At 66.6% G+C, this 23,243-nt stretch carries 17 protein-coding genes and 1 pseudogene; 10 read left to right on the top strand and 8 right to left on the bottom strand.

The window, feature by feature from the left end:
• Nucleotides 1–97: 97 nt before the first annotated feature.
• The 5 genes from ACFPN5_RS24870 to ACFPN5_RS24850 are packed head-to-tail and all read right to left on the bottom strand — an operon-like array spanning nucleotide 98 to nucleotide 8,817.
• Nucleotides 98–1,102, bottom strand: coding sequence for an alpha/beta hydrolase fold domain-containing protein (locus ACFPN5_RS24870; RefSeq protein WP_379786534.1), 1,005 nt, complete (start codon nucleotides 1,100–1,102; stop codon nucleotides 98–100).
• A complete protein-coding gene (locus ACFPN5_RS24865) occupies nucleotides 1,099–2,709 on the bottom strand; it encodes a family 43 glycosylhydrolase (RefSeq protein ID WP_379786533.1) in 1,611 nt (536 codons plus the stop codon). Before ACFPN5_RS24865 ends, ACFPN5_RS24870 begins: the two co-directional genes overlap by 4 nt.
• Before the next feature lie 21 nt (nucleotides 2,710–2,730).
• The gene (locus ACFPN5_RS24860; protein ID WP_379786532.1) at nucleotides 2,731–4,794 is read right to left on the bottom strand and encodes a GDSL-type esterase/lipase family protein; all 2,064 of its coding nucleotides are present in this window, start codon (nucleotides 4,792–4,794) and stop codon (nucleotides 2,731–2,733) included.
• Between the two features lie 8 nt (nucleotides 4,795–4,802).
• Entirely contained in the window at nucleotides 4,803–6,461 is a 1,659-nt protein-coding gene (locus ACFPN5_RS24855; RefSeq protein ID WP_379786531.1) for a glycoside hydrolase family 43 protein, read from the bottom strand.
• 34 nt (nucleotides 6,462–6,495) lie between these two features.
• Nucleotides 6,496–8,817 (bottom strand): pectinesterase family protein, encoded by a 2,322-nt coding sequence (locus tag ACFPN5_RS24850; protein ID WP_379786530.1) that lies wholly within the window; start codon nucleotides 8,815–8,817, stop codon nucleotides 6,496–6,498.
• Between the two features lie 226 nt (nucleotides 8,818–9,043).
• On the opposite strand from ACFPN5_RS24850, the gene ACFPN5_RS24845 reads away from it, so the two are divergent.
• The 9 genes from ACFPN5_RS24845 (at nucleotide 9,044) to ACFPN5_RS24805 (ending at nucleotide 19,926) form a co-directional block, all read left to right on the top strand.
• Complete coding sequence (locus ACFPN5_RS24845) at nucleotides 9,044–10,258, top strand: XylR family transcriptional regulator (RefSeq protein WP_379786529.1); 1,215 nt, start codon at nucleotides 9,044–9,046, stop codon at nucleotides 10,256–10,258.
• A gap of 2 nt (nucleotides 10,259–10,260) precedes the next feature.
• Nucleotides 10,261–11,325 carry an aldose epimerase family protein gene (locus tag ACFPN5_RS24840; protein WP_379786528.1) on the top strand — a complete coding sequence of 355 codons (1,065 nt, stop codon included), beginning with the start codon at nucleotides 10,261–10,263 and terminating at the stop codon, nucleotides 11,323–11,325.
• A 126-nt stretch (nucleotides 11,326–11,451) separates the two neighbouring features.
• On the top strand, nucleotides 11,452–12,612 hold the full coding sequence (locus tag ACFPN5_RS24835; RefSeq protein WP_379786527.1) for a fumarylacetoacetate hydrolase family protein: 1,161 nt from the start codon (nucleotides 11,452–11,454) through the stop codon (nucleotides 12,610–12,612).
• Nucleotides 12,613–12,622: 10 nt separating this feature from the next.
• A complete protein-coding gene (locus ACFPN5_RS24830) occupies nucleotides 12,623–13,408 on the top strand; it encodes an SDR family NAD(P)-dependent oxidoreductase (protein ID WP_379786526.1) in 786 nt (261 codons plus the stop codon).
• Nucleotides 13,409–13,458: 50 nt separating this feature from the next.
• Complete coding sequence (locus ACFPN5_RS24825; protein WP_379786610.1) at nucleotides 13,459–14,298, top strand: SMP-30/gluconolactonase/LRE family protein; 840 nt, start codon at nucleotides 13,459–13,461, stop codon at nucleotides 14,296–14,298.
• Nucleotides 14,295–16,091: an IlvD/Edd family dehydratase gene (locus tag ACFPN5_RS24820; RefSeq protein WP_379786525.1), complete on the top strand. Its 1,797-nt coding sequence runs from the start codon at nucleotides 14,295–14,297 to the stop codon at nucleotides 16,089–16,091. Before ACFPN5_RS24825 ends, ACFPN5_RS24820 begins: the two co-directional genes overlap by 4 nt.
• 86 nt (nucleotides 16,092–16,177) lie before the next feature.
• Nucleotides 16,178–17,182, top strand: coding sequence for a D-xylose ABC transporter substrate-binding protein (gene xylF, locus ACFPN5_RS24815; protein WP_379786524.1), 1,005 nt, complete (start codon nucleotides 16,178–16,180; stop codon nucleotides 17,180–17,182).
• A gap of 6 nt (nucleotides 17,183–17,188) precedes the next feature.
• Complete coding sequence (gene xylG, locus ACFPN5_RS24810) at nucleotides 17,189–18,727, top strand: D-xylose ABC transporter ATP-binding protein (protein ID WP_379786523.1); 1,539 nt, start codon at nucleotides 17,189–17,191, stop codon at nucleotides 18,725–18,727.
• Nucleotides 18,724–19,926 (top strand): sugar ABC transporter permease, encoded by a 1,203-nt coding sequence (locus ACFPN5_RS24805; protein ID WP_379786522.1) that lies wholly within the window; start codon nucleotides 18,724–18,726, stop codon nucleotides 19,924–19,926. Before xylG ends, ACFPN5_RS24805 begins: the two co-directional genes overlap by 4 nt.
• Nucleotides 19,927–20,093: 167 nt before the next feature.
• Here ACFPN5_RS24805 and ACFPN5_RS24800 read toward each other — a convergent pair whose 3' ends face one another.
• Complete coding sequence (locus ACFPN5_RS24800; protein ID WP_379786521.1) at nucleotides 20,094–20,489, bottom strand: VOC family protein; 396 nt, start codon at nucleotides 20,487–20,489, stop codon at nucleotides 20,094–20,096.
• Nucleotides 20,490–20,641: 152 nt separating this feature from the next.
• A complete protein-coding gene (locus ACFPN5_RS24795) occupies nucleotides 20,642–21,076 on the bottom strand; it encodes a hypothetical protein (RefSeq protein WP_379786520.1) in 435 nt (144 codons plus the stop codon).
• Between the two features lie 259 nt (nucleotides 21,077–21,335).
• Here ACFPN5_RS24795 and ACFPN5_RS24790 point away from each other — a divergent pair.
• Nucleotides 21,336–21,472 (top strand): annotated as a pseudogene (locus ACFPN5_RS24790) (sugar ABC transporter permease); the annotation flags it as partial.
• 88 nt (nucleotides 21,473–21,560) lie between these two features.
• Here the strand turns inward: ACFPN5_RS24790 and ACFPN5_RS24785 are convergent.
• Nucleotides 21,561–23,108, bottom strand: a complete 1,548-nt coding sequence (locus ACFPN5_RS24785; protein WP_379786519.1) for a pectate lyase family protein — start codon at nucleotides 23,106–23,108, stop codon at nucleotides 21,561–21,563.
• Nucleotides 23,109–23,243 lie beyond the last annotated feature (135 nt).

Below are 23,243 nucleotides of genomic sequence, written 5' to 3'. Positions count from 1 at the left end.
CCCCGGACCGACATCAATCAGGATCTTGATTGAAGGCGCCGGAGCGTAACGGTCCGTCCTGCCGGCGCCTCGCGGGTACGCTTTGGGTGCGCCTTCTTTAGCGGCCCAGGTTCTCGTCCAGAAAGCCGACGGTGGCATCCACCGTCGGCTGCAGCCAGGGGTCGAACAGCCAGAAGCTGTGCGGGGTATCCGGCAGCAGCACGACGCGTGCCACCGCTCCGCGTGCCGCCATCCTGGTCACCATCTCGTCGCGCCCGGACTGGAAGCGCGCCTGGCTACTTCCGATGAAGAGGATGGGCGGCATGCCGCGCCGGACATAATTGATCGGCGAGGCCGCATGCCACACCGCCCGTTTCTCCGCATAGCGTCCTCCCAGCCAGACTGCCGCCGGCGAGGGAGGCTTGCCTGGCTCGTTGTCGTGGCGGCGCGACTCCTCCGTGGTGAAGTCAACGGTGCCATCCACGTTGACGATGGCCTGCACCGCGCTCGATACGGTTCCGTCCCGCGCATGCGGGTCGAACCCATGCAGGTCCGCCGTCAAAGCGGCCAGGCCGGCGACCTGCGCGCCCGCCGAACCGCCGGCAAGTGCGATCCGCTGCGGGTCGATACCGTGGCGCTCTGCGTGCCTGCGCACCCAGCGCACGGCGGCGCGCGTGTCGTCGACCGCGGCCGGATAGCCTGCCTCGCCTGCCAGCCGGTAGCTGATGGTGGCGGCCGCGTAGCCGCGCTGCGCCAGACGCAGCGCCATCGGCACGAACTCGGAGCGATAGCCCGCATTCCAGCCGCCGCCGTGCACCAGCACCACCACCGGCGTTCCGCCCCGGGGCGCCTGGGCGGGAAGATACAGGTCAAGCTTCAGGCAACGGCTGCCGTAGCGCACATAGGTCTGGTCGCGTACCACGCGCACATTCGACGGCACGGCCGCGCTGGCGATGTGGATGAACGGATAGCGGCGCACCTGCTTGGAATAGGTGCGTTCGGCATCGTAGGTGTTGTTCGGGTCGGGTGCCGGCTCCACGCAGCCGGCGGCCTGGACCGCCAGCGGCGCGGCCAGGCCAAGGGCCAGCAGCACGCCCGTGAGTGAAGGCAGCTGCGCCCTCATCCAAAGGCGCGGTAGCGGAAGCCGCGGAAGCGCACCTCGCCCTTGCCGGCCGCGTAGATGGCGGGTTTCAGCGACATGAAGCCGCCACGCACATTCTGGTGGTAGCCCGACACCTCGTAACCGCGCGGGCCGCGCTTCCAGGTCTTGCCGTCGGCCGACATGTGGATGCTGACGATATGCCGGCGGTTGCGGATCCGCAGGAACAGGCGCCTGCCATACGGATTGGCGAACTGGCCGTGTTCGGTGCCGTAGCGATGCATCACGAATTGCTCGGCACCGAAGCCGAGACCGCAATACAGCTTGTGGTCGTAGAACAGCAGCAGGCCGGCCCGTGCTTCCGGATCGACCTCGATCTCGCATTCGAACTCGTAATCCTGGTCGGGGGCGATGAACACGAGCGGCGAAGAATTCGAGGGCATGTCCCCGCTGGCCTTCAGGTGCAGGACCTTGTCGCGGCGTGCGAGCCGGCTGGCTTCATCTGGCGCCGGGCTGAAGAAGTTCCACTGGATCCCGTATTTGTCCGTCGAAAAATCGTCGGACAGGGCCAGGCCGTGGGGCACGGGCTTGCCGCCGGTCGGCATCGGGATCGGCCTGGACAGGTCGCCGCCGCCGAAGTCCGGCCAGCCGTCGCGCGACCAGGTGACGGGCGCCAGCAGCGCCTGCCTGCCGAGCGTCCAGTAGCCGTTCTCATAGCCGTGGTAGACCCCCCACCAGTCGCCGCCCGGACCTTCCACCAGCGTGGCGTGTCCGCGCGACCACCACTTTTCTTCGACCCGGGTGGTGCGCACCAGCGGGTTGCGCGGGTGGTGTTCCCAGGGGCCGTGGATCGATTTCGAGCGCGCCGCGATGACCATGTGGCCGGTCGGCGGGCCCGATGTGCCGCCGACGGCCAGGACGAGGTAATAATAGTCGCCGCGGTGCAGCACTTTGGGCCCTTCCGGCGAAAATGCCTCGACTTCCCAGTCGTCCGGATAGCGCCACGGGTCGTAGACCTTCTCCGGCTGGCCGACGGTAGACAGGCCGTCATCGGACAGGCGCACACGGTCGACGCCGGAGAGGAACAGCCAGCGCGAGCCGTCTTCGCCGACGGCATGGCCGGGGTCGATGTGGCGCGGGAGGTTCAGGTCGATCGGCTCCGACCAGGGGCCGCGGACGTCGTCGGCCCAGATCACCCAGGAAGTCGTGCGCGAGCCGGCGACCGCCGTCTTCTTGGTCGGAATGTACAGGTAGTAGCGGCCCTTGTGCTTGCACAGCTCGGGCGCCCAGACCGACCCGATGTTTCTTTTCAGGGCCGAGACCAGCGGCTGCCAGTTGACCAGGTCGCGCGAATGCCAGATCGTCAGGCCAGGGTAGGCGTCGAAGGTGGAGAAGGTCATGTAGTAATCTTCGCCATCGCGCAGGATCGACGGGTCCGGGTGGTCGCCGGCGAGGATCGGATTGAGATAGGTGCCGTTGCCCAGGTCGGCCTTGCGCTGGCCCTCGACGCCCCGTGCCCAGGTGGCGGGCAGGGTGGGGGGACGCTTGGCGGCGGCCGCGGCGCCGGGCGCGCCGCCGGCCAGGAGCGTGCCCAGCCCGGCGGACTTGATGGCGTTTCGTCGTGAGACCATGTCGATTCCTCGTGTGATGGACTAGTTGTCGTTTTCGGCCTTGGGTGCCTGCGCCAGCACCCAGATGAAATACAGTGCCTTGGCGGCCTTGGCGCGGGTGACGAGCACCCGCGGCTGGAACAGGTCGCCGTTGACCATGCGGCCGCGCGCAATGCCCGCTTCCGAGCGCAGCAGGCCGAGTTCATATGCCGTTTTGACCTTCGCGGCGTAGCGAGCCGACACCTCGCCCGTATCTACCAGCTGCTGCCATCCGAGCAGCGGGAAGTACATTGCGCCGCGCGCCCCGCTGTCGAGGTTGGGGTCATAGCCCGGTGTGCCCGGTACCACGGTCTTGCCGTTGTAGTCGGTCATGTACCTGGGCGGCGCGGTGAATTTCGCGCCATAGGCGTCCGCAAGGATGGCGCCCATGACTTCGCGCGACAAGGGTCCGTCGGCGTAAGCGGCCAGGGGGGCGGCGGGCAGGTTCATTACGACCCGCAGCGCGCCGATGAATTCCCGCGCCTCCATCGTTTCCTGCGGCCTGAAGTTGCCCCGGGCGTCCTTGCGCAAGGCCCCCAGCTGCAGCAGCTTCTCTATCTGGTCGCGGTAGTAGGCGTTGTCCCCTTTGAGGATGTCGCGCGCGATTTCCGGATGGACCGCAGCCCAGTCATCCGCGGCGATCGCGGCCCGCACGTCACCCTTGAGCTGCGCGGCAATGGCGGCCGCCACCTTGTCGCCCTGTTTCGCAAGCTGCGCGAGTTCGGTGGCGACGATGCGCGCGTATTGCTTCGACAGCGACTCCCTGAAATGGGTGCCGTCGATCTTGTTGGCAGGGTGGCCGTTGGCATAGCTGCCGTCGTTGGTCTTGCCGGGTGTCTCGCCGGCCTCGATCGCCATCACCATCGCGGTCGTGGCCGCGACGCCATTGCGGTTGTAGAAGTCGACGCTGCGGGCATTCAGGTCGACCACCGTGACGCCGTTCGCCGCGCCCAGCTTTTTTATGAGGTCGGGGAAGCGCCGCTTGGAAAACGAGTTCACGTACACCTCATCTCGCCCGGCGTTGCCCTTCACGCGCGACATCGGCGTGACCAGTACCGGCACCATGCCACGCGCGCGGATCGCGGGCAGGTAGAACTGCGTGATGAAGGTTTCGTACATGGCCTCGGTCGAGCCGCGTCCGAAGCGGCGCGTTTCGTCTTCGCTCTCGTCGTTGTGGCCGAACTGGATCATCACGATGTCGCCGACATGGCCGGCGAACAGCAGGTCGTTCAGGCGACCTTCGGCATAGGCGTTGCGGAAGGAGCGGCCGCCCATCGAATAATTCAGCACCCGTACTTTCTTCGGGTCGAACAGCTTGTCGAACACCTGGCCCCAGCCGCTCATCGGTGCTTCGTCGAAGGTGTAGGATTTGACGGTCGAATCGCCCAGGGTATAGATGGCCGGCAGCACGCCCGCGGGGCGCGGCTGCGGCGCGATCGGCGTGAGGACGATTTCCTCGACCCCGACGGGAACGCCTGGCTGCTTGGGCTCGATTTCGATGTCGATAAAATCGCGCCCGTTGACGTAGCGGTAGGCCCACTCCCTGCCTTGCGCGGACACGGTCGTCCGGTTCGGCAGCAGGCTGGCGGCGTCCCAGAACACGCCCGGCGCCAGGCGGCTGGCCTGCATGCCGGTGATTGAGACGATGGTGTCATCGAGACTGGAGGTGGTCCTGACCCGGATCGCATAAGCGCCTGGCGCGGCCTTGATGCGGAAGGCCATGCCATAGTTGTTGTAATGGTCTTTCTCGAAACCCTTCTCGGCTTCGAAGGCCGGTTCGCTGATCGTGAAACCCTTGCCGTCGCTGCGGATCGAGGCCGTATGCACGGGCCGCGCGGGCAGGGCGCCGGTGCGGTCGACAAAGCCGAAGCCGGTGGCGGCGTCGTACAGTGGCGCGCCGCTGCGCTCGTTCCATTTGACCTGCACCGCGCCTGCCTGCGGCTGCTGCGTGAAGTTGAAATGCAGGGCGGGCCGCACCTGGGCCCGCATCTGGGCGGGCGCCTGTGCGGCCGCCAGCGCCGGCAGGCAGAATAGCAGGGTGGCCGCGGCGTTGCGCCAGCCCGTCATTTTGCCGCTCATTTGCCACTAACCCTGAAATAATCGACGTCGAGGTGCGATGCCGGCGCACCAAGCTTGTCGCCGACGCTGAACAGGCCTACCTGGGCGCCGACCCAGCGCCCCTTGCTGATCTCGAGCGGCTGACCGGCCGGGGTAAAGGTGACGTTGTCGAGACTGTACGAGAAGCTGGCCATCGCCCCTGGCGCCATGGTCATCCGCAGGTAGAGGCTGGACGGCGCCGACGGCAGCACCACGCCCGTTTTTTCAGTGCAGCGCTCCTTGGCCGGCGTGCAGCTGGTGTACACCAGCTCAGTGGCGCCCGCCGTCTTGCGCAGGCCAAGCCAGGCGTACTGCATGGCGTTGACGATCAGACCGGCGCGGTCGCCCTCGACGGCGTTATTCAGCGCCACGTGGGTGTTCACCACGAAGCTCGGGGCCGGCAGCTTTTGCGCCAGCAGCGAAGGCGTGGCGCGCACATAGCCGGCGGCGGCGGGGGCCACCTGGGTATGCAGGCGCAGCATGCCGGGCCGCTCGACGAGCGAGGCCCAGCGCGGGTCGTGATTGGCGTTCCACTGCCATTGCAGGCCCAGTGCCGGGGCGTTGAATTCGTCGGAAGTGGGCGGCACCTTGATGGTGGAGCCGGCGACCGGTTTCGCGTGCGTCAGCACCGGCTGGCCCGTGCCCGCGCGCGGGCCGTCCTCGCCGATGACCGGCCAGCCGTCCGCCCAGCGCATCGGGTTCAGGTGCACCACGCGCCCATAGGCTTTCTTGTCCTGGAAGTGCAGGAACCAGTCCCGTCCGTCCTGCGCGCGCACCCATGCCCCCTGATGCGGGCCGTTGATCGCAGTGTTGCCCTGGTCCATGACGATGCGGTCCTCGTAGGGCCCGGCGATGCTGCGCGAGCGGAACACCGACTGCCAGCCTTCCTCGACCCCGCCCGCCGGTGCGAACACATAATAGTAGCCATTGGCCTTGTAGAACTTCGGTCCTTCCAGGGTGCGGTAATTCGGCAGCTTGTTGCCGTCGATGACGGTCTTGCCCTCGGTGTCGAGCAGGCGGCTGCCGTCCGGCGCCATGCTGCGCAGGGTCAGGATGTTGTTGAAGCCGGCGCGGCTCTTGGCCCAGGCGTGCAGCAGGTAAGCCTTGCCGTCCTCGTCCCACAGCGGGGTCGGGTCGATGATGCCTTTGCCGGGCAGGAGCAGCCGCGGTTCGGTCCACGGGCCGGTGAAACTGGTGGCAGTGGTGACGAAAATGCCGACGTCCGGGTCGGGATAGAAAATCCAGAACTTGCCGTCGTGGTGGCGCAGCGACGGCGCCCACACGCCTTCGCCATGGCGCGCCTGGACGTAGCGCTCGGCCGGGAGCAAACGCGGCAGCGCATGCCCGACCAGCTCCCAGTTGACCATGTCGGTCGAGGTGAGCAGCGGCAGGCCGGGCACGGCATTGAAGCTCGACGAGGTCATGTAATACCGGTCGCCCACGCGGATCGCATCCGGGTCGGAATAATCGGCGTGCAGCACCGGGTTCTGGTAGCGCCCGTCGCCGAGGTCCGAGACCCAGGGAGCGGCACCCGGGGCGGTCGGGGTCGACTGGCAGGCGGCCAGTGTCATGGCCAGTGCCGTCGGCAGGAGGACGGCGCCGGCGAGGCGGAGCGATTTCGAGCGAGCTGTTTTCATTCGTGTGCCTTCAACTTGATAAGTGAATCTGGTGTCATTGGTTGTCCTGGAGCTGCGGGTTCCAGCCGCGGCCGTTGTCGAATCCTGCGAAAACCTGGGCGCGGTTGGCAAAGCCGGCTGCAACCTGCGCCGCCGTCAAGGTCCGCCCGCCAACCCGGCCCGACAGGTCGAGCGGGGCGCCATGCATGTCCATGCTGCCGTACTCGCGCCACCCGGCGCCGGCGCCCGCGTGGGCCGACTTCGGCAGCGACCAGCCGGCCGGCGCAATGTGCGCATCCATCCGGCAGTTGATGTAGATGACCTTGTCGTGGCTCTGGGGCGTGCCGGGGCGCGCCAGCCAGGTGGTGCCGGGCGGGACGTCGTTCTGCGCCGGACCCGGTCCGTGCGTCAGGCGGCTGTTCAGGAAAACGAATCCCGGGTCACTCGCGCCCAGGGTGCGGGCCTGGACGACATAGCCGCCGCTTTGGGCGTTGGCGCTGTCGCCGAGCGAGCGGATTTCGCTCTCCTCGAACAGCGCGGCGCGGTTGCCGCCCCAGATGAAGTCGACGTTGCCGGCGATGAGCGAGCGATAGAACCAGGAGTAGCCTTTCACCTGGATCGTGTCCTGCTCGCTCCAGAAACTGGCGTTCCTGGCGACCAGGCGCCCGCCGCTGTTGAAGTTGAGCGCCTCCGCCTGCGCGCCCAGGCTGCCGGCGCGCCGTGCCGTGTTCACCAGCGTGAGCGTGTCGAGCGTGAGCAGGTCGGCATCCTCGACCAGGAACACTGCGCGCCCGCCGCTCGCGCCCGGGGAGACCGGCCCCTGGCCGCTGCCGGAGCCGGCATTGGTACCGTCGTCGTTGCTGGTGCCGATAACGACGCCGTCGCGGCTTTCGCCGAGCAGGGTGACGCGGTCCTTGCCATTCAGGTACAGCAGTTCGTCGTAGCGGCCGTTGGCCACCCGGATGGTCACCGGCGCCGCGCGCGGCAGCTGGCCCATTGCATGGTTCAGCGCCCCCTGCACGGTGCGGAAGTCCGCCGGGCCGTCGCCGTCCACGGACAGCACCGCGCCTTGCGGCAGGGCGGCGCGGGTGCGGAAGCTCCAGTGGCGGCGCCCGCCGAGTCCCGTGAACGGCACGCCGCCCAGCACAGCATCTTTCAACACGCCCGGATCGACCTGCACGTAGTAGCCGCTATCGTAGACGAGGCGCGACGAGTGCGGGCGAATGACGACGCTGTCGCCCTCGATCTTGACCAGCTTGCGGCGCACCACGCGCTTGAACGCCTGGCGGCGCGCACCCATGACATCGAGCTCGTCGCCGACGTTGATGACGTCGACCAGCGCATCGTCGGCTGCGCGGAAGATCCGGACCGAGCCGCCGGCGCCGAGGACCGGCGGACGGTCGAAACGGATGCGCAGGACGGTGTCGACCGGCACCTGCGCGGCCCCGGCCGCGGGGCTGAATCGCTCCGCCGCGGGATAAGCGCGGACCGGCGGGGCGAACCTGGGGCCGACGCTCACGCCCAGCCAGGCGGCCACGTTCCGGTCCGCGCTGCTGGCGACGCCGACCGTGGCCTGCCCGGCCCGATGCGCGGTCACCACCAGGGCGTCACCATCGATCACGGCGGAAGCCACCGAAGGATCGCTCGACATTGCGGCGACGGCCACGGGACGGCGGCCGTCGGCATTGACCAGCAGGCGCAGCGGCGCGTCGCCGGCCTGCAGGGCGACCCGGTTGTTCATGCGCGCCAGGCCGATCCGGCCAGGGAGCGCGTCCGGTGCGCCCAGCCGCACATCGTCCAGCTCGAAGGCCGCGCCCTGGGTCAGCAGGCCGATACGCCCGCTCGTCATAAGCGGCTCGGTGGCGCTGGTCAGGCGCTCGCCGTTCAGGTACAGGGTCAGTTCGTCGCCGGCGAGCGCCAGGCGTACGGTATAGAAAGCCTTTTCCGGCAGCGACTCCTTGCCCCATTGCTTCAGGCGGGTGAGCTTGCCGCCCTGCATTTTGGCGATGACGAGGTTGACCTTCGGGCTGCCGGGCGTGACATCGATGCCGGCGCCGATCCAGTTGCGCTCGTCCACATAGCGCGCCAGCAGGTAGGACTGGCCGGCGGCGCCGAGCGGACGCATGCGCGCCTCGACAAAGTAGGGCTGGGCGGCGGGGGCGACGCTGTCGCGGCTGGCCAGCGTGCTGTCCGGCTCCAGCCTGAGCACCTGGTCGCCCGTCCCCTCGCGCACGGGCGCGGCCCTGCCATTCGTCGCCGTCCAGCGCGCGGCGCCGTCGTCGAATCCGTCGCACCATACGGCCGCGCCCGGGCAGCCGGGGGCGGCGAGGGCATGGGTCCAGAGCGCCGTACCGAACAGCGCAGCAATCAGCTTCATCTTCATTGGTCGTGGTGTGTCCCTGTCGAATCGAAGCGGAGGTTAGCAGACAGAATTGAAACCGGCCACGTTTCCATGCCTGAATGAAAAGAATCGCACTGCCGGTTGGCGGATTTCACAATTGCCGGGCTCGCCCCGACATTGCAAAATGGAACCGAGTTCAGGCGCGCGGTGGTTACAATCACAGGAAGAAGGACCGCGCCGAACCGGAAGGAGACGATTCACCATGTTGACGCCAAAGACGCATCGTATTGCGCTGCTGTTCAACGCAAACAAGATATTCGACCGCGAGGTCATCACCGGCATCGCCGGCTTCCTCGCCAGCACCCGCACCTCCTGGGACCTGTTCCTGGAAGAGGATTTCCGCCTGCGCCTGTCCGGCATCGAGAAGTGGCAGGGCGACGGCATCATCGCCGATTTCGACGACCCGGCGGTGGCGGCGGCCCTCGCGCCCAGCCGCATCCCGCTCGTCGCTGTGGGTGGTTCCTACGAAAACGTCGACGACTATCCGGCCGGGGTGCCGTATGTGGCGACCGATAACTTCAAGCTGATCAAACTGGCCTACGAGCACCTGATCGACGCCGGCCTGCGCAACTTTGCCCTGTTCAGCCTGCCGGAGGCGCAGGAAAACCGCTGGGCGCAGGAGCGCGAAAAGGCATTCGGCACGCTCATGCGGGGCGACCGGCTGCATCCGGAAATCTTCCGCGGCCAGTCGACCCGCGCGCCATCGTGGGACGAGGCGATCGGTCAGCAGGTGGCCTGGCTGCACAGCCTGCCCAAGCCGGTCGGCGTCATCGCCGTCACCGACGCCAGGGCGCGCCAGCTGATGCAGGCCTGCGCGCTGGCCGGCATCGTGGTGCCGGAGCAGGTGGCGATCGTCGGCATCGACAACGATCCGCTGGCGCGCATGCTCACGCGCATTCCGATGAGCTCGGTGATGCAGGGCGCCCAGGAAATGGGACGCACCGCAGCCCACCTGCTCGACCAGATGCTGCACGGCATGCGCCTGGGCGATACCCGGATCCTGGTGCCGCCTGCCGGCATCAACGTGCTCGCGTCGTCGCGGCATGAAGCGGCCAAGCACCCGCACGTGATGCGGGCCCGGCACTTCATCCGCCAGTACGCCTGCCAGGGTATCCGCACCGGGCAGGTGGCCGATTACGTCGGGATCTCGCGTTCTTCGCTGGAGAGCTATTTCCGCCAGGAGCTCGGCTGCAGCGTGCACGACGCGATCCTGCGCTTCCGGCTCGACGCTGCGACCGCCATCCTGGCCTCGGGCGACTGCAATCTTTCCGAGGTCGCGCGCAAGTGCGGTTTCACCTCGAGCCAATACATGCATTCCGTTTTTAAAAGGGAACTTGGCTGCTCGCCGCGCGCCTACCAGGAGCGCATGGCGGGGCAGGCCAGGGCTTGCCCGGTACCCGATCCCCAAGAAGGATGACCATGACCACCACCCTCACCAACACCGCCCTCGGGCAGAGCGCGCCGGCCGGCACCGGGGAACCACGGCTGTTCACGCTGCGCAACGCGCACGGCATGCACCTGACGATCAGCGAGCGCGGGGCGGCGCTGGTGTCCTGGTGGGCGCCGGACCGCTACGGACGCAGCGCCGACGTGCTGCTCGGCTATCGCGAGCCGCAGGAGTATGCGGACGACACCTGCTATTTCGGCGCCATCGTCGGGCGCTGGGCCAACCGCATCGCGCGCGGCCAGTTCGCCCTCGACGGCAAGCCCGTGCAGGCGGCCGTCAACGACCGCGGCAACCACCTGCACGGCGGACCGCAGGGGTTTCATGCGGCGCGCTGGCACGGCGAAGCGAGCGGCCAGCGGGTGTCGCTGCGGCTCGACTCCCCAAGCGGGCAGGGCGGTTTCCCGGGCAATGTCGAGGTGCAGGTCGATTACACACTCGGCGACGACGGCAGCCTGTGCATCGAGTACCAGGCCGTCGCCGACGCCGCCACGCCCATCAACCTGACGTCGCACCCGTATTTCAACCTGAACGGCGGTCGCGGCGATGTGGGCGACCACATGCTCCAGATCGACGCCGACTATTTTTTCGAGACCGACGCCGGCGGCATTCCCACCTGCGTGGCCGCGGTCGAGGGCACGCCCTTCGACTTCCGCAGTCCGGCCGCCATTGGCCCGCGCCTGCGCTGGCCCGACCGACAAGTGGGCCTGGCGGGCGGCTTCGACCATTGCTATTGCGTCGGCAGCGCCCCCGACGGTCGCCACGGGCCGCTGCGCGAGGTGGCCAGGGCCTGGGACCCGCGCTCGGGCCGGCGCCTGCAGGTATCCACCACCGAAGCCGGCCTGCAGTTCTACAGCGGGAACGCGCTCGAGGGCGTGCGCGGGCGCTCGCCCCGGCCCTACGCGCGGCATGCCGGCTTTTGCCTGGAGGCCGGCGCCTATCCCGACCAGGTCAATGGCGAGCACGCCGGCGCGGTGATCCTGCGCCCGGGCGAGGTGTACCGCCAGACCACCGTCTACCGCCTCTCGCTGCAGGGCTGACAGGCCCGCTCATCGGCTGCCGTGGGCTGCAAGGAATCATGATTCGTGTTGGTGAGTTTCGCAATTGCAGGGCCGGGTGGCGTCGGGCACCATGCGACAACTGATGCAGCGATCCGAAAGGGAGTAATGAAAGATTCGAGGAATGCCATGTTGCCGGACGACGGCGAGCGCGCGCTGCTGGTGGGCCGGGTATGGCGCGACGGCCCGGATGCCGGGCCGTCGGTGGTGACGCTGCGCGGCGGCGAGCTGGTCGATATCAGCCGTCACGCGCCAACCGTGTCCGAGCTGTTCGAGCGCGCCGACCTGCACGCCATTGTGCGCGAGGCGCCAGGCGAATCGCTCGGCACGCTCGAAGCCGCCCTGGGCGGCGGCATCCGCCTGCTGGCCCCGTGCGACCTGCAGGCGATCAAGGCCTGCGGCGTCACCTTCGCCGTCAGCCTGCTCGAGCGCGTGATCGAGGAACAGGCCAAGGGCGATCCGGCACGCGCCGCCGCCCTGCGCGCCCAGATGCAGGAATGTATCGGCGCCGACCTGTCGGCGATCCGCCCGGGTTCGCCTTCCGCCGCGGCGCTGAAACAGGACCTGGTGGCGCGCGGTATCTGGTCGCCCTACATGGAAGTGGGCATCGGGCCGGACGCCGAAGTGTTCACCAAGGCCCAGCCGATGTCGGCGGTCGGAAACGGCGCCGCGGTCGGCCTGCATCCGGACTCGCACTGGAACAATCCCGAGCCGGAAATCGTGCTGGCCGTGAACAGCGCCGGCACCCCGGTCGGCGCCACCCTCGGCAATGACGTCAACCTGCGCGACATCGAAGGGCGCAGCGCCCTGTTGCTGGGCAAGGCCAAGGACAATAACGCGTCCTGCGCGATCGGGCCCTTCATCCGCCTGTTCGACGAGCACTTCACGATGGACACCATCCGCAATGCCGAGGTGAGCATGCTGGTCGAGGGCGTGGACGACGGCTTCACGCTGTCGGGCAGCAGCCGGATGCGCGAGATCAGCCGCGATCCGCTCGAGCTGGTCGGCCATACCTACGGCCGCCACCACCAGTATCCGGACGGTTTCATGCTCTTCCTCGGCACCATGTTCTCGCCCATCAAGGACCGTGACGCCGAAGGGGGCGGTTTCACCCACCACCTGGGCGACCGCGTCAGCATCTCCACCCCATCATTGGGCACGCTCACCAACGATGTCCAGCGCAGCGACCAGCTCGCCCCATGGACCTTCGGCGTGCGCGCCCTGTTCGACAACCTGGGAGGCCGCGGCCTCCTGAAGCGCACTCAATGACGATTATTTAATGAATCAAGCAAGAAAAGTCACGGCCTACGCCACTTACCCGGACCTGCCGGGCAAGCGCGTGGTCATCACCGGCGGCGGCAGCGGCATCGGGGCCGAAATGGTCAACGCCTTTGCGCGCCAGGGCGCGAGTGTGGTGTTCCTCGATATCGCCGCCGAGGCCTCCCAGGCGCTGGCCGCATCGCTCGCGCAGTTGCCCCAGCCGCCGGTGTTCCTCCACTGCGACCTGACCGACCTCGAGGCCGTGCGCGCCGCGTTCGTCCGCATCGCCGAGGCCGGCCCGGTCGACATCCTGATCAACAACGGCGCCAACGACGACCGCCACACGGTGGCGGACGTCACGCCCGGCTACTGGGACGGACGGATGGCGGTCAACCTGCGCCACCAGTTCTTCTGCGCCCAGGCGGTAGCGCCCGGCATGCAGGCCCGCGGCGCCGGCGTGATCCTGAACCTGGGATCGATTTCCTGGCACCTCGCGCTGCCGCAACTGAGTCTGTACATGACGGCCAAGGCCGCGATCGAAGGCATGACGCGCGGCCTGGCGCGCGACCTCGGCGCCCATGGCATCCGCGTCAACTGCATCGTGCCGGGCGCGGTGCGTACCGAGCGCCAGGAAGAACTCTGGACCGGCCCCGACGAAGAAGCGAAGATCCTTGCCGCGCAATGCCTCGCCCAGCGGGTCGAGGTCGAGGACGTGGCGGCGCTCGCGCTGTTCCTCGCCTCCGACAGCGCGGGCCGCTGCAGCGGCCGCGATTACTACGTCGATGCAGGGTGGTACGGGGCATGAGGATGGACACAAGCTTGCACCAGCCCGAATCGATCTGGGACGTCGGCGCCATGCTGGGCGAGGGCGCGCTGTGGCATGCGCCGACCCGCTCGGTGTATTTCGTCGACATCAAGGGCAAGCGCGTGCACCGCTGCGCCTTCGACGGCAGCGAGCGCCGCAGCTGGGACGCGCCGGGGCAGGTCGGCTTCGCGCTCCCGATCGAAGGTGGTGGGCTGGTCTGCGGCGTGCAGGGCGGCCTGTACCGCCTCGACGAAGCGAGCGGCGCCTTCACGCGCCTGCTGCCGGTCGAGGCGCAGCAGCCCGGCAACCGCCTGAACGACGGTTATGCCGATGCCGGCGGCGCCCTCTGGTTCGGCTCGATGGACGATGCCCAAGCCGCGCCTTCCGGCGCGCTGTACCGCCTCGGGCGGGACGGCCTGAAGCGGATGGACGAAGGCTACATCATCACCAACGGCCCCGCCGCCAGCCCGGACGGCACCACCCTGTACCATACCGACACCCTCGCCAAGCGCACCTGGGCCTTCGACCTGGCGCCGGATGGCAGCCTGAAGGAAAAGCGCCTGTTCGCCGAATTCAGCGGCCATGGCCATCCGGACGGCATGGCGGTCGACAGCGAGGGCCATGTGTGGATCGCGCTGTTCGGCGGCGCGCGCATTGATCGCTTCCGGCCGGACGGCAGCCTGGCCGGCAGCGTCGCCTTCCCGTGCTCGAACATCACCAAGCTCGCCTTTGGCGGCGACGACCTGCGCACCGCCTACGTCACCACCGCGCGCAAGGGCCTGACGCCCGCCCAGCTGGCGGAGCAGCCGCTGGCCGGCAACCTGTTCACCTTCCGTGTTGCGGTGCCGGGCCTGCCGCAACACCACGTATCGAAAGAGGTATTCGCTTGACCACGCAACAGCCACAGGCGCTCGAACCCCAGCGCCGTTTCCGCTCGCAGGACTGGTTCGACAATCCCGACCACATCGACATGACGGCGCTCTACCTCGAGCGCTTCATGAACTACGGGATCACGGCCGAGGAGCTGCGTTCGGGCCGCCCGATCATCGGCATCGCCCAGAGCGGCAGCGACATCAGCCCGTGCAACCGGATCCACCTGGAGCTGGCCAAGCGCGTGCGCGACGGCATCCGCGACGCCGGCGGCATCCCGATGGAATTCCCGCTGCACCCGATTTTTGAAAACTGCCGCCGCCCGACCGCGGCACTCGACCGCAACCTCGCCTACCTGGGCCTGGTCGAAATTTTGCATGGCTACCCGATCGACGCGGTCGTGCTCACCACCGGCTGCGACAAGACCACGCCGGCCCAGTTGATGGCGGCGGCCACCGTCGACATCCCGGCCATCGTCCTGTCCGGCGGACCGATGCTCGACGGCTGGTTCGAGGGCGAGCTGGCCGGCTCCGGCACCGCCATCTGGCACGGCCGCCGCAAGCTCGCCGCCGGCGAGATCGACAACGACAAGTTCCTGCAGATCGCGGCGGCCTCGGCACCCTCGGCAGGCCACTGCAACACCATGGGCACGGCCTCGACGATGAACGCGATGGCCGAGGCGCTGGGCATGTCGCTGACCGGCTGCTCGGCCATTCCCGCTCCCTACCGTGAGCGCGGCCAGATGGCCTACGAGACCGGGCGCCGGATCGTCGAGATGGCGCACCTGGACCTGCGTCCCTCGACCATCCTGACGCGCGACGCTTTCCTCGATGCGATCGTCGTCAACGCCGCCATCGGAGGCTCGAGCAACGCCCAGCCGCACCTGATGGCGATGGCGCGCCATGCGGGCGTCGAACTCGAACCGTCGGACTGGATGACCTATGGCCATGAAGTGCCGCTGCTGCTGAACATGCAGCCGGCCGGAAAATACCTGGGCGAGCGCTTCCACCGCGCCGGCGGCGTGCCGGCCGTGATGTGGGAGCTGCTGCAGGCGGGCAAGCTGCGCGCCGACCGCCCGACAGTGACAGGGCGGGCCATGGCGGCCAACCTCGAAGGACAGGCCAGCACGGACCGCGACATGATCGCGCCCTTCGCCGCGCCCCTCAAGGAGAACGCGGGCTTCGTGGTCCTGTCGGGAAATTTGTTCGATTTCGCCATCATGAAAACGAGCGTGATCGGCCCGGCCTTCCGGGCCCGCTACCTGAGCCGGCCCGGCATGGAAAACGTGTTCGAGTGCCGCGCGGTCGTGTTCGATGGTTCGGGCGATTACCACGCCCGCATCAACGACCCGGCGCTCGAGATCGACGAATCGTGCATGCTGGTGATGCGCGGCGCCGGCCCCGTGGGCTGGCCCGGCTCGGCCGAAGTTGTGAACATGCAGCCGCCGGACGCGCTGGTGAAACGGGGCGTGTTCACGCTGCCGACGCTGGGCGACGGGCGCCAGTCGGGCACCTCGGACAGCCCGTCGATCCTGAACGCCTCGCCCGAGAGCGCCGCCGGCGGCGGCCTGGCCTGGTTGCGCACCGGCGACACCATTCGCGTCGACCTGAATACCGGCCGCTGCGACGTCCTGCTCGCCGACGAGGTCCTGGCGCGGCGCAAGCAGGAACCGGCGCCGCCGGTGCCGGCCAGCCAGACACCGTGGCAGGAACTGTACCGCGCCACGGTCGGCCAGCTCGAAACCGGCGCCTGCATGGAGATGGCGCTCCCTTACCGAGGCGTTGGCCACGACATGCCGCGGCATAACCACTGACGTATGGCAAGATGAACATGACAGCCTGATCGTGCCGGCCGCGCCGGCGACTAGTAAGACAAGCCTATAAAACAGATGGAGACAGCATGAAAAAGCAATTGAGCATCGCACTGGCCGCGGCCATGATGGCATTGGGTAGCGGCCAGGCCAGCGCGGACGCCGCCAACCCGAAAATCGGTTTCTCGATCGACGACCTGCGCCTTGAACGCTGGGCGCGCGACCGCGACTATTTCGTCGCCGCGGCCGGACAGCTGGGCGCCAAGGTGTACGTGCAGTCGGCCGACGCCAGCGAGCAAAAGCAGATCGCCCAGATCGAGAACCTGATCGCGCGCGGGGTCGACGCGCTGGTGATCGTGCCCTACAACGCCACGGTGCTGGCGAACGCGATCCGCGAAGCGAAGAAGGCAAAGATCAAGGTCATTTCCTACGACCGCCTGATCCTGAATGCCGACGTCGATGCCTACGTCTCCTTCGACAACAAGGCGGTCGGGCAGATGCAGGCCCAGGCGCTGGTGACGGCCCGCCCGAAGGGCAATTACTACCTGCTGGGCGGCGCGCCGACCGACAACAACGCCAAGCTGCTGCGCGAAGGGCAGATGGCGGTGCTGCAGCCGCTGGTCGACAAGGGCGACATCAAGATCGTCGGCAAGCAGTGGGTCAAGGACTGGAGCCCGGCCGAGGCGATGTCGATCGTCGAGAACGCGCTGACGGCCAACGCCAACCGGATCGATGCGGTCGTCGCCTCGAACGACGCCACCGCCGGCGGCGCGATCCAGGCGCTGGCGGCGCAGAAGCTGGCCGGCAGGGTGCCGGTGTCGGGCCAGGATGCCGACATCGCCGCGGTGCGCCGCGTGACGGCCGGTTCGCAGGCGATGACGGTGTATAAACCGCTGAAAACCATCGCCGGTTCCGCCGCCAGGCTGGCGGTACAGCTGGTGCGCAACGAAAAACCGGCCTACAACGCCCAGTACCACAACGGCTACAAGCAGGTCAACGCGCTGCTGTTGAAACCCATCCTGCTGAACAAGTCGAACGTCGACCTGCTGGTCACGGACGGCTTCTACACCCGGGCCCAGCTGGCGGGGAAATAGGCGGCCATGTCCCAGTATCTGCTCCAGATGACGGGCATCGTCAAGGCCTTCGGCGGTATCCGGGCGCTGGATGGAATCGACATCAGGATCCGGGCCGGCGAATGCGTTGGCCTGTGCGGCGAGAACGGCGCCGGCAAGTCGACCCTGATGAAAGTGCTGTCGGCGGTCTACCCGCACGGCAGCTGGGAGGGCGACATCCGCTTCGACGGCAAGCCCTTGCAGGCGCAATCGATCCGCGAAACGGAAGCCGCCGGCATCGTCATCATCCACCAGGAACTGATGCTGGTGCCCGAGCTGTCGGTGACCGAGAACATCTTCCTCGGTAACGAGATCACGCTGCCGGGCGGGCGCATGGACTACCCGGCCATGCACCGTCGCGCCGCCGAGCTGCTGCGCGAACTCGGCCTGCCGGCGCTGAACGTGGCGCTGCCCGTGAAGAGCTACGGCGGCGGGCACCAGCAGATGATCGAGATCGCCAAGGCGCTGAATAAAAAGGCCCGGCTGCTGATCCTCGACGAACCGTCGGCCTCTCTGACGGCGTCCGAGATCGAGGTGCTGCTGCAGATCATCCGCGGCCTGAAGGCCAAGGGCGTGGCCTGCGTCTACATCTCGCACAAGCTCGACGAAGTGGCTGCGATCTGCGACACCATCTGCGTGATCCGCGATGGCCGCCACATCGCCACCACGCCGATGGCCGAACTCGATACCGGCCGCATCATCGCGCAGATGGTCGGGCGCGCGATGAATCAGCTCTACCCGCGCCAGGAACATCCGATCGGCGAGGTGGTCCTCGAGGTGCGCAACGTCACCTGTTACGACCTCGATGCGCCGCAAAGAAAGCGCGTCGACGACGTCTCGTTCAGCCTGCGCAAGGGAGAAATCCTGGGCATCGCCGGCCTGGTGGGGGCAGGCCGCACCGAGCTGGTGTCGACCCTGTTCGGCGCCTATCCCGGCCGCTCGCGCGCCGAAGTGCTGCTGGGCGGCCGGCCGGTCGATACCAGCACCCCAATCAAGGCCATTGCCGCCGGTTTTGCGATGGTGCCGGAAGACCGCAAGCAGCACGGCATCGTGCGCGACCTCGACGTCGGCCAGAACATCACCCTGTCCGTGCTGAGCAGTTTTGCGCGCTTTTCCCGCATCGACGAAGACGCCGAACTGGTGGCGGTGAACGCCCAGATCGAGCGCCTTGGCCTGAAGACCGCCAGCCCGGCGCTGTCGATCACCAGCCTGTCCGGCGGCAACCAGCAAAAGGCGGTGCTCGCGAAGATGCTCCTGACCCGGCCGCAGGTGCTGATCCTCGACGAGCCGACGCGCGGCGTCGACGTCGGCGCCAAGTACGAGATCTACAAGCTGATTTTTGAGCTGGCCATCCAGGGCGTCTCGATCATCATGGTCTCGTCCGAACTGCAGGAAGTGCTCGGCATTTCCGACCGCGTGCTGGTCATGGGCGAGGGCAGGCTGCGCGGGAATTTCATCAATGACGGGCTGACCCAGGAGCAGGTACTGGCGGCGGCCCTGGACCAGAATCAGGAGGCGCACGCATGAGTGCAAACTTGAACGCTGCGGTGCCGGCAAAGGCATCCGCACCAGTACGAGAACCACGATCCAGCATGAATTTCAAGAAGATCTTCACGCAGTACAAGATCCTCGCGCTGCTGTTTGCCATCGCCCTGATCTGGGCCTTCTTTTCGTGGCATACCGAAGGCGGCTTCATCTCGCCGCGCAACCTGTCGAACCTGATGCGCCAGATGGCCATCACCGGCATCCTGGCCTGCGCGATGGTGTTCGTGATCGTGGCCGGCGAAATAGACCTGTCGGTCGGCTCGCTCCTCGGCCTGATGGGCGGCGCGGCCGCGGTATTCGACGTCAGCCATGGGCTGCCGCTACCGGTTACCATCGTCGCGGTGCTTGCCTGCGGCCTGTTCCTGGGCCTGTTCAACGGCTACCTGGTCGCCTATGCGGGCATCCCCTCGTTCATCGTCGGCCTGGGCGGCATGCTGGCCTACCGCGGTGTGGTGCTCGGCATCACCGGCGGCACCACGATCGCGCCGGTGTCGCCCGAGATGGAATACCTGGCGCAGGGCTACCTGCCGCCGCAGCTGGGCATCGCGCTTGGCGTCGCACTATTCGCCCTGGCCGTCTTCCTGGCCTGGCGCGGACGCGTCAACCGCGCCCTGCACGGATTGCCGGTAGGGCCTGCGTGGCAGGCCGCCGCGCGCGTGCTGGCCATCGGCGTGGTGCTGGTTGCGTTTGTCCGCACCTTCAACAGCTACGAGGGCATTCCCCTGCCGGTCCTGCTGCTCTTGCTGCTTCTGGGCGTGTTCAGCTATGTCGCCACCCAGACCGTGTTCGGGCGGCGCATCTACGCCGTGGGCAGCAATGCCGAAGCCACCCGGCTGTCGGGCGTCAACGTGAAAGCGGTCAAGCTGTGGATCTTCGGGATCATGGGCACCATGTGCGCCCTGGCAGGCCTGATCAACACTGCGCGCCTGGCGGCCGGCTCGCCGTCGGCCGGCACCTCGGTCGAGCTGGACGTGATCGCCGCCTGCTTCATCGGCGGCACCTCCATGCGCGGCGGCTCGGGCACGGTCTACGGCGCCCTGATCGGGGCGCTGGTAATGGCCAGCCTGGATAACGGGATGTCGATGCTGGACGTGGACAGCTACTGGCAGATGATCGTCAAGGGGGCGATCCTGACGCTGGCGGTGTGGGGAGATGTGGCGACGAGGGCGGGAAGGCGGTGAGGGCGAAGGCCCGTTGATTCATTTCGGGGCTTCAAGGCCGGACGGCAATCAGGGCGGTCCGCGCCGCCCAAAAAGCTTGCGTTCGCGGTTCGGGGGCGGCGGCAGATTGCAGTACGTGAGCCAGGGTGGGCGGACGCAAGGCAAGGAGGAGTCCATATACGGATGTTCTAGGGTTCCGGATTGTGGCAGACGATGCAAAGCTTGTTGCCTTCAGGGTCGTTGAAGTAGCACGCGTAGTAGTGCTCGTGGTATTCCAGCCGCAAACCCGGGGCCCCTTCCGATGTTCCGCCGCTCTCGAGAGCCAGCCGATATGCGCTATCGACGGCTGCGCGGTGTTCTACCGCGAAAGCCACCATCTGCCCGTTACCGGCGTCATGCCCATTTCCATCATACGGCGCACCGATGAGAAACAGCGGGCGGGGTGCGGGATGCGATTGCCAGCCTGCCCATGGTCGTTGCCGGTCACAGAAACGAAGGGTGTTACCAAGGATCTCCATTAACTTCGCGTAAAAGTCAAACGCTCGCTCGAAGTCTTTGACACCTATGAAAATATGCGAAAACAAGACACGTCTCCTGTATTGATGATTCTGCGTCCTCGACAAAGTATTTTTAACGGACGTAAGCATATGATGGATAAGGGTCAAGAACTGGGGTCAGGTCCGATGTTCGGACACAGCCTCTACCTTAGTGGCCTGACTTCGTAGCCATCCATTGGTCAGGCCCGGATAATTGGTTGAGGTCGTGTCTGAATGTCAGACCTGACCCCATTCCTTTGACCCCATTCCTTGTTCATAGTGTAGTGCGGACGGCGCGCATTATCCGAGTACACCAGGTAGCCGTCCCGAAAACTGGTGACGTAGCCGCGCACGGCCGCCATCATCGAGTCGTAGTCCGTTACGCGGGCGACATCGCGCCGGGCCTCCTCGTAGGCGGCGGCCATCAGGCGGACGAAATCCGGGTTCTGTTTGTCGAGCGCGCCCGGATGGGCCGTACGAATCAGTTCATGTACCCCGTCCAGGTCGGCCTGGGCGAGGTCCTGCCATTCCTTCACGGTTTTCTGCGTGGCTTCCTGGGCCCCTGTGGCTCCTGTCGCGAGCAGCGCGCAGGCCGCCGCTACAAGCGTCATTGCCCACTTGTCTCGCTGTCCCATGACGTCTCCATAATATTGTGATTTTGAACAATATCACCATGCCGGAAGCCTTGACAATCGGCCATGCAAGATTGCTCACGCCGCTGCTTGTCCAGCCTTCGATAGTCAAATTTTTCAGGCCCAGTCCGTGCATGAGTAGCGGCATTCAACCTGAAGCGGAAATACGAGCGCCTGAGATTACACTGCTGAGATGCCCGTAAATCACGCATCACCTTCAGTGGTGTAGACGGTCACGCGGTAAGGCGGCCCGGCCCCGGGCGGCGAACTCGTCATGGCCAGCCTGGACAACGGCATGTCGATGCTGGACGTCGACAGCTACTGGCAGATGATCGTCAAGGGGGCGATCCTGACGCTGGCGGTGTGGGGGATGTAGCGACGCGGTCGGGGCGTTGCTGAGACGAACGGGTCTTCAGGATGAAGAGAAAAAGAAGTCCCATGTCTTGCGGCACGGGACTTCTTTTCACATGTCTTCCTGGATAAATACTTAACGGGAACGGTGCCCGGCGTCGATCGCAGGCGGGGCGATCGACACCTTGCCGGCTCCTGCGTGCGCCAGGTTATGCGCCTTCACCTGCTCGAACGAGTGTCCTGGCGTATAGCGATAGGTCGGGGCCCAGCCCAGCTCGTTGGTGTAGGGACCGATCGCAAAACCGCTCGCGGCGGCAGCGGCACTGGCGCTGGCCCAGTTCTTTTCCAGCGCGGCCCTGGCGGCGGCCTCGATGTCGGCTGACGCCGGCACGCCATTGATCCACGAACCGACATCCTTGAACTGGTAACCGTTCAGGTTCGACACCACTTTCGATGCATACGCGCCTGGTCCGGTGATCTCGAACGCGTTGGACTCGGACAGGATTTTCGATTCCGCGCCCATGCCGATCCAGTAGCTGAGCTTGTACTCCTGGGCAGCCGTATCGCCCTTGTAGTAATTGTTGTAGAGGTGGATGCGGCCGAAGCGGGCGCGGGGGGCTCGCTGCGTCGTGTTTTCCCAGATGTTGTTGCTGAACGTGAGGCGGTTGAAGGCACGCTCCTTGTGGCCGTTCTGGTCGCCCGAACCGCCAACCATGTTGGTCTTGTCGTGGTTCTTGAAGATGTTGTACGAGATCGTCACGTAATCCGTACTGTCTTCCATGTCGATCAGGCCGTCGTGGCGCTGGACCCGGCTGGTAACGCCGTTGATGGTTACGACTTCGGCCGAATCGGGATAGCTGCCGTCGCTCAGCGTGAGGTGGTCGAACCACAGCTGCTTGCCGGTGACGACCGAAATGGCCTTGTACCTTGCGTTCCACTCTTTCCCGTTCCAGTCGGCGGTCAGGTCGCGCGGCGCCTCCAGCTCGAGGTTGCGGATGATGATGTTCTTGCTGGCGTTGATCGAGAAGTAGCCGTCGATCAGTTTGGCATCGCGTCCCACGCCGACGATTGTCGTGTTGGACGGAACGATGGCCTGGATCTGCTCCTTCTGGATGTTACGCAGCGTGCTCTTCGCGGAGCTCAGGGCGGAGATCCTGGCCCTGGTGACGATGGCCGCCGCGTCGCCCGCGGCGACCCTGGCGTTCAGGTCGGCCATGAAGTCCCTGTCCAGGCTTTGCAGGTACAGGTACCAGTCCCATTTGGCTGCGGTGGCGTTGCGCGACTTGTAGTATGCCTCGTCGGCCAGGATGCCATTACCGATGTCCGTGCCGTAGATCGTGCCGCTCATCTGGATGATCTTCGGCTCCAGCTTGGCCGCGGCGGGACTAGTCGCGTAGGTCGGGCTGTTCACGTTCTTCAGGGCGTCCTTCAGCTCGGCCCAGTTGCGCACGACGTAGGTGTTGCTGGCCGGGGCGCCCGCGCCGCCGGTGGTGCCTTCGCCTTGCGATGCCCAGCCGCTGACCAGGTTTGCCTGCGCGGTAGGTGCAGCCGCAGGGGAAACCGATACCGCTACCGGCTGGGCGACGACCGTACTGGCCGTCGCGATTGCCGGACTGGCGCTTGGGGTGCCCGCATCGCCCCCTCCGCAGCCTTGCAAGAATACCGCCGCGGCCAGCATTCCCATGCTAGCCCTGCGCGGCCCAAGTGTTATGTTGAACCGGTGTGCCTGTGTCTCCATTTTCCGCCTCGTAAAGGTCATTTTGGTCGGGCCAGTGTAGATGTGGCTCGACCAAAAATGACGGGCGTGGCAAAAATTATA

It is taken from the genome of Massilia niabensis, assembly GCF_042655085.1.
Lineage (GTDB): Bacteria > Pseudomonadota > Gammaproteobacteria > Burkholderiales > Burkholderiaceae_D > Telluria > Telluria niabensis.
This window is presented reverse-complemented; position numbering and strand designations above follow the sequence as displayed.